General features: G+C 69.6%; 6 protein-coding genes and 1 pseudogene. 4 read left to right on the forward strand and 3 right to left on the reverse strand.

From position 1 onward, the window contains the following. The 4 genes and pseudogenes from ABT057_RS48640 to ABT057_RS48655 form a co-directional block, all read left to right on the forward strand. Positions 1–354: ABC transporter permease family protein (locus tag ABT057_RS48640; protein WP_502974095.1), on the forward strand; the 354-nt coding region annotated here is incomplete at its 5' end. A 96-nt stretch (positions 355–450) separates the two neighbouring features. After that, positions 451–552 (forward strand): annotated as a pseudogene (locus ABT057_RS48645) (hypothetical protein); the annotation flags it as partial. Between the two features lie 178 nt (positions 553–730). Continuing rightward, positions 731–1,171, forward strand: coding sequence for a glycoside hydrolase family 31 family protein (locus ABT057_RS48650; protein WP_352351775.1), 441 nt, complete (start codon positions 731–733; stop codon positions 1,169–1,171). Continuing rightward, the gene (locus ABT057_RS48655; protein ID WP_352351777.1) at positions 1,168–3,159 is read left to right on the forward strand and encodes a beta-galactosidase; all 1,992 of its coding nucleotides are present in this window, start codon (positions 1,168–1,170) and stop codon (positions 3,157–3,159) included. The genes ABT057_RS48650 and ABT057_RS48655 overlap by 4 nt, the downstream gene beginning before the upstream one ends. A 239-nt stretch (positions 3,160–3,398) precedes the next feature. Here the strand turns inward: ABT057_RS48655 and ABT057_RS48660 are convergent, their stop codons facing one another. From ABT057_RS48660 to ABT057_RS48670, 3 genes are all read right to left on the reverse strand, one after another. Then, entirely contained in the window at positions 3,399–3,593 is a 195-nt protein-coding gene (locus tag ABT057_RS48660) for a fumarylacetoacetate hydrolase family protein (RefSeq protein ID WP_352351779.1), read from the reverse strand. Between the two features lie 149 nt (positions 3,594–3,742). Next, entirely contained in the window at positions 3,743–5,797 is a 2,055-nt protein-coding gene (locus ABT057_RS48665) for an RICIN domain-containing protein (RefSeq protein ID WP_352351781.1), read from the reverse strand. A 226-nt stretch (positions 5,798–6,023) separates the two neighbouring features. Further along, positions 6,024–6,232 (reverse strand): substrate-binding domain-containing protein (locus tag ABT057_RS48670; protein ID WP_352351783.1); only part of this gene is annotated, 209 nt, incomplete at its 5' end.

Here is a 6,232-nt window from a genome sequence, read left to right on the forward strand (position 1 = left end):
AGCGAATGGCGCATCCTGTGGTCGGTGGTGCTGCCCACCTCCCGCGCGGTCACCGCGGTCGTGGCCCTCTTCTACGCCGTCGGCTACTGGAACGCCTTCTTCAACGTCATGCTCTACATGCCGACCGACAGCGCCAAGTGGCCACTGCAGTACGTGCTCCTGCAGTACGTCAACTACGGCCTGACCATGCCCGGATCGGTCAACAACGGCTACGGCGGCACCCACGCGCAGACAGCACCCCAGTCGCTGCAGATGGCCGTGGTGGTACTGACGCTGATCCCGATCCTGCTCGTGTATCCCTTCATGCAGAAGCACTTCAAGACCGGCGTACTCACCGGGGCCATCAAGGGCTGACCCGCGACGGCCTGATGGCGCGGTGATCCACGGGGAAAGCAGAGAGATGACCACCGGCATGGAGACACTGCCCCAGGGGACCAACGCGCAGGCGTCTTTCCGAGCACGGTGAGCTACGTCTTCAACGGCAAGCACTCCGTCCCCGGCCCCACCCGGGAGCGCGTGGAGCAGGCCCCACAGACGATGCCACCCGGCTGACGCAGGTTCTCACGCCCCGCGAAAGCACCGGCCCGGTTCCGTGCCGGCCTTTTAAGCCGCGGAGGCTCACAGAGACGCGCATAGGTGCAGGGGTATCCCGGCCGAAGGCCGGCGTGCGGGGCCACCCCCGGGCCCCGGAAGCGCACATTGAACTACTAGCAAATGGAGTCGTCCATTCATGTTCAACTTCTTCCACGACCTCGGTCACGCTCTCGAGTGGCGGGCCGAGGGCGAAACCCTGTGTGGCGCGGCGAGCGGGACGGACGCCGTGCGGGTCCGGGCGACGCCCGGCGGGGCGCTGTTGCCGGAGCGGACGCGCGCCGTCGCCGCCAGCTGCCTCCCGCCGGTACGGCCGGTGCTGGAGTTGCCCGAGGACGAGCACGTCTGGACCGTCGAAGACTCCTTCCTGCTCGGCCCGGACCTGCTCGTCGCCCCTGTCACCGAGGCAGGAGCCCGCGAGCGCGAGGTCTATCTGCTGCTGGGTGCGAGCTGGACCGAGGCCAGGACGGGTGAGGTGCACCAGGGCTGCAGCACCATGCGTGTCGCGGCCCCGCTGGAGAGCATCCCCCCGTGTCTCCGCGACGACGCCGAACTCCTCGTCCCGGCAGGCGAGTCGTGACCGGGCGGCTGACCCGCCGCCTCGGCGGCCTCGCCTTCGGCGGGGACTACAACCCCGAGCAGTGGGACGCGGGTGTGTGGAAGGAGGACGACCTGCTGATGCGTCAGGCGCGGGTCAACCTAGCCACCGTCGGCGTCTTTTCCTGGGCGCTGCTCGAGCCCGAGGAAGGCCGGTACGAATTCGGCTGGCTGGACGCCCAGTTGGATCGGCTGCACGCCAACGGCGTCGCCGTCGACCTGGCCACCCCGACCGCGTCCCCGCCGCCTTGGTTCACCTTGGCCCACCCAGACGCCATGCCGGTCACCCCCGAGGGCGCTCGGCTCGTTCACGGCAGCCGCGACACCTACTGCCTGGCCGCCCCCGCCTACCGCCAGGCCTCGCGGCGGATCGCCACCGCCCTGGCCGAGCGCTACGGGAACCACCCGGCCACCGCGCTCTGGCACGTCCACAACGAGTACGCCACAGTATGCGTCTGCGACCACGTGGCAGAAGGGTTCCGGCGCTGGCTGCAGCACCGGTACGGCAGTCTCGACGCCGTCAACTCAGCCTGGGGGACGGCTTTCTGGAGCCAGCACTACGGAAGCTGGCAGGAGATCCTGCCGCCCCGGGCCACCCAGTGGCACCGAAACCCGGCGCAGGTCATCGACTTCCGCCGCTACTGGTCCGACGAGGCCTTGGCCGCCTACCGCGAACAGCGCGACGCCATCCGCGCCCACAGCGACCGGCCGGTCACCACCAACCTGATGCTGCCCGGCTACCAGAACCTCGATCTGTGGGCCTTCGGCCGCGAGGTCGACTTCGTCGGCATCGACCATTACCCGGACGCCCCGGGCCTGGACGCCGCCGCCGACATCGCCTTCGGCGGCGACCGGGCCCGCTCCTTCGGCGGCGGCAAGCCCTGGCTGCTGATCGAGCAGGGCCCCAGCACCGTCTATGCCGGGGACCGCACCCTGCCCAAAGAGCCCGGGGAGATGCTGCGGCACTCGATCCAGCACCTCGCACACGGCTCCGACGGCGTGCTCTTCTTCCAGTGGCGGCAACCCCGGGCCGGAGCCGAGATCTGGCACTCCGCACTGGTCCCGCACACCGGACCGGAGTCCAGGATCTTCCGCGAGGCCGTCGAGGTCGGCGAGGCCGTCGCCCGACTCGGCGAGCTGGCAGGTTCCCGGATCACCGCCGAAGCAGCCGTCCTCCACGACGCGGACGCCTGGTGGGGCCTGGACAGCCAGGGGTTGCCCTCCTCCGAGCTGGACTACCGAGGCACTCTGCGCCGCGCCCATCGCGCCCTGTGGGACGCCGGCGTCACCGTCGACTTCGCCCACCCGGAGGCCGACCTGAGGCAGTACCGGCTGGTCGTCGCCCCGGCGCTGTACTTGATGTCGGACGCGGCGGCGGAGAATCTGCGGGAGTACGTGCGGCAGGGCGGCGTGCTGCTCGTCCAGTACTTCAGTGGCGTCGTCGACCAGTCTCACCAGGCCCGCCTCGGCGGCTATCCTGCCGCGCCGCTGCGCGAGGCCCTGGGTGTTCGGGTGGAGGAGCACCGGCCGCTGGCCGCCGGTGCCGAGATCACCCTCTCCGATGGGTCGTCAGGTTCCGTGTGGAGTGAACACCTCGGCGCCTCGGGAGCCGTAAAGACCGTGGCAGAGTACCCGGACGGCCTGCCGGCGCTCACCCGGCACGGATTCGGTACAGGCACCGGCTGGTACCTGTCCACGCGCCTGGACGACCGGGCCTATACCGCGCTGGTGGGCCGCCTGCTCGGGGAGGCTGGGGTGCGGCCCGTCCTCCCCGATCTCCCAGAGGGGGCCGAGGCTGTCGTCCGCCGTGCCGAGGACGGCCGAAAGTGGCTGTTCCTGCTGCACCACGGCAGCGGACGGGCGTGGCGGGTCACGGTGAGCGGGCACGAACTGCTGACCGACCGTCCGGTGCCGGAGACCGGACTGAACCTGCACCCGGGTGCGACAGCCGTGGTGCGTCTGCGTGCTTAGGCAATCGGAAGTCGCCTGAACAAGACGACCGGCGCCCAGCCCAGTCCGACTTGCCGTGCCTTGTGTCCAGCGGTGCTGGACACAAGGCACGGCACTGGTCGCTTTCCGATGAGGAAGGTGTGGTCGCCGACTCCAACGTGGTAGGCCATTGCCGAGGCGCATTCGCGCCGCGGGCGGTGGTATCCCCTGGCCGGCTTGCTGTTGATCTGCGCCTGCGCAGTCGTCGCCGGCGCGGCGGCTCAGCGAGCCGGTCGACCGGACCGATGTCCACGACGATTGCGCTGACCGTCGCGAACCTCGGCTCCGGCGAGCGTGCCGGTGGAGACCACGTCACCGGGCAGCGACCGCGGCGCGCTGGAGGCGTACGACAGCAGCCCGGGGACGTACCAGATGAGGTTCGCACCCCGGGTGCGCTGTCGCAGCGCACCCTCCACCGATCAGCGCAGTTCGAGCGCTTCCACGGACCCACCTCGTCAGGGGTGACCAGGTGGGTCCCATGGGGGTGAACGTGTCGAGGGATTTGCGGATCAAGCAGGCCTTCGGTGCGTTCTCTTTCCTTGCCGGATGCGGAGAGCGCAGCCGCTCAGTTGATGCGGACGATCTTCCACAGCTGGTCGTCGACGTTCAGGTCGCTCCACTGGATGATGGCTGCGCCATTGGCGGTGGAGGACTGGGCGACGCCGACGCTGAGGTTGCTGCCCACGTTCTTGATCCTGTAGTAGCCGTTGCCCGCGTCGGTGAGGGTCCACTTCTGCGAGTTGGCGCTGGAGGGTGTGTTCTGTACGACGGCCGCTCCCGCGGCGGTGGAGCCGCCGTTGATGTCGAGGTTGAGGTTGCTGCTGACACCCTTGACGTTCCAGCCCCCGCCGGCCGCGGACTGGAAGGTGAACAGCTGGCAGGAGCAGGCGGAGTTCTGCCACTGGTCGGCGGCCGTACCCATGGCCCTGGAGTCAGCGGGGATGTCGAGGTACTTGCCGCTGTTCTTGTTGACGAAGACGTACTGCCCGGTGCTCAGCGAGGGCAGGGCGGTCTGGGCCAGGTTCCAGCGCTGGCAGGCGCAGCCGGTGTCGCCCCACTGGTCGGCGACGGTGCCGGCGGCGGTGGAGGCGTTCGGGATCTCGAGGAGCTTTCCGGTGACGCGGTTGGTGATGGAGTAGCCGCCGGCCGGGGCGGGGGCCACGGCCCATTCGTGGTCGAGGGTGCCGTTGTCGTCCCACTGCAGGATCCTGGCGCCGTCGGCGGTGGACTGGTTCTGCACGCCGAGGACCTTGCCCGAGGCCACGTTGAAGATCTTGAAGTAGCCGGAGGTCTGCTGGACGAAGCGCCACTGCTGGTCGGTGGCGTTGTCGGTGGCCTGCTGGGTGGCGTTGGTGCCGTTGGTGGTGGAGCCGCCGACGATGGTCAGCATCAGGTTGCTGCCCGCGTTGGAGACGGTGTAGGTGGCGCCGTCGGAGATCCCGCCGCCCAGGTCGATGATGCTGTACTGGACGGGGTTCAGCGTGCTCACGCCCACCCTGCCGCCGCTGAGCACCATCAGGCTGTGTCCGTCGGCCAGGGGGAGCAGACCACGGCTGTAGCCACGAGGGGCGTTGGAGCGGATACGGGTCCAGGCGTTCGGGTCACCGTTCTGGGTGTTGATCAGCAGGTCGTCCGTGTTGTCGCCGCTCGCGACGAGGGTGCCGTTCGGGCCGCCGGTGGGCAGCCAGGTGACGTAGGGCGACCCGTTGGGGATGGTGCCGTCGGTGGACCGCAGCACCTGGTCGGTGGCGGAGTTGAACGCCTCGGGGTCGGAGGAGATCTTGTAGTAGTCGGCGCAGCCGCCCTCGGGCGCACCGCAGTACTCGTGGGTCATCACGTAGTTGCCGTTGGGCAGCCGGGTGACCACCGGCATCCCCGGCCGGTCCGCGTAGGTCGGCTTCGACACGTCGTCCACGACCGGGCCCCAGGTGCGCAGGTCGGTGGAGACCTGGTGGACGATCTCCTGGCCGTGGGCGGTGTCGCGCTGGTCGGAGTAGTAGACGATCAGCTTGCCGTTGGCGTACAGGAAGAACGGCTCCCAGACGGGGGTGTAGCCGTTGCTGGATATCGCCTGGCCACCGGTGGCGATGTTGGTGATGAAGCTCCAGGTCAGTCCGCGGTCCGTGCTGGCGTACAGGTCGATCTTGGTGGCCGACCGGTCGGCGGGGACGGAGTCACCCGCGGCCAGGATGGTCCCGGCGGGGAAGCTGCCCACCGCGGTGGGCAGCTCGAACAGCTCGGGCTCCCAGCGCATGCCCCAGCCGTTCTGCGTGTCGGCGACGTCGGAGATCTTCGTCCACGAGGTGCCGTTGTCGGTGCTGCGGTAGATCGGGAAGACCGGCGTGCCGTTGGTGTACTGCTCGAAGGTGGAAAGGATCGTGCCGTTGGCCGAGCCGTTGTACTTCAGGCGCAGCCCGCGCGCGTAGAGCGAGCCGGGGGCGGGCGCGTCGGACGGCGGGGTGTACAGGGTCCGGGCCGGGACGGAGAGGGCGTCCGCCCTGCCGGCCGGCAGAACCAGCGTCGCCACCGCGGCCAGCAGGGCGAAGGCCGTCGACAAGAGGGAGAGGGAACGGGGATGCGGAACGGCGCCGGGTCTGGCGCCTGTTCGGGCAGGGAACATGTGCGGCTCTCAGAGGAAGGGAAGGGATGTGCTCTGCTGGCCGCCGCACCCCCGAATCGGTCCGGACGGGAACGGCGGAGTCGATGGGCGGCGTCGGCCGGCCTGACCGTGCCGGCTGACGCCGTGATGACGAGGGTCCGACCCGCGGCACGGTGAGACGGCCCTCGGACGGCGGAGGTTGGTGCCGAGGCGTGCGGTCTGCGCCTGCTACGGCCGGCGCAGGTGATCAGGAGGTGCGAAGTAACGTCTGATCCCGGTGGAACGGCGGGGGTGCGGTCGAGCCGCGGACGACCAGCTCGACCGGTGGCTCGCTCGCCGCAGGCAGCTCGGTCTCCGGCTTTTCGATGGCGTGCACGAGCAGCCTGATGCCCTCTCCTGCCGCAGCGTCGAAGGGCTGACGCACGGTGGTCAGGGGAGGGGTGACGTAGGCGAAGA

Origin of the sequence: Streptomyces sp. NPDC002588 (assembly GCF_040295925.1) — a bacterium.
Taxonomy (GTDB): Bacteria; Actinomycetota; Actinomycetes; order Streptomycetales; family Streptomycetaceae; genus Streptomyces.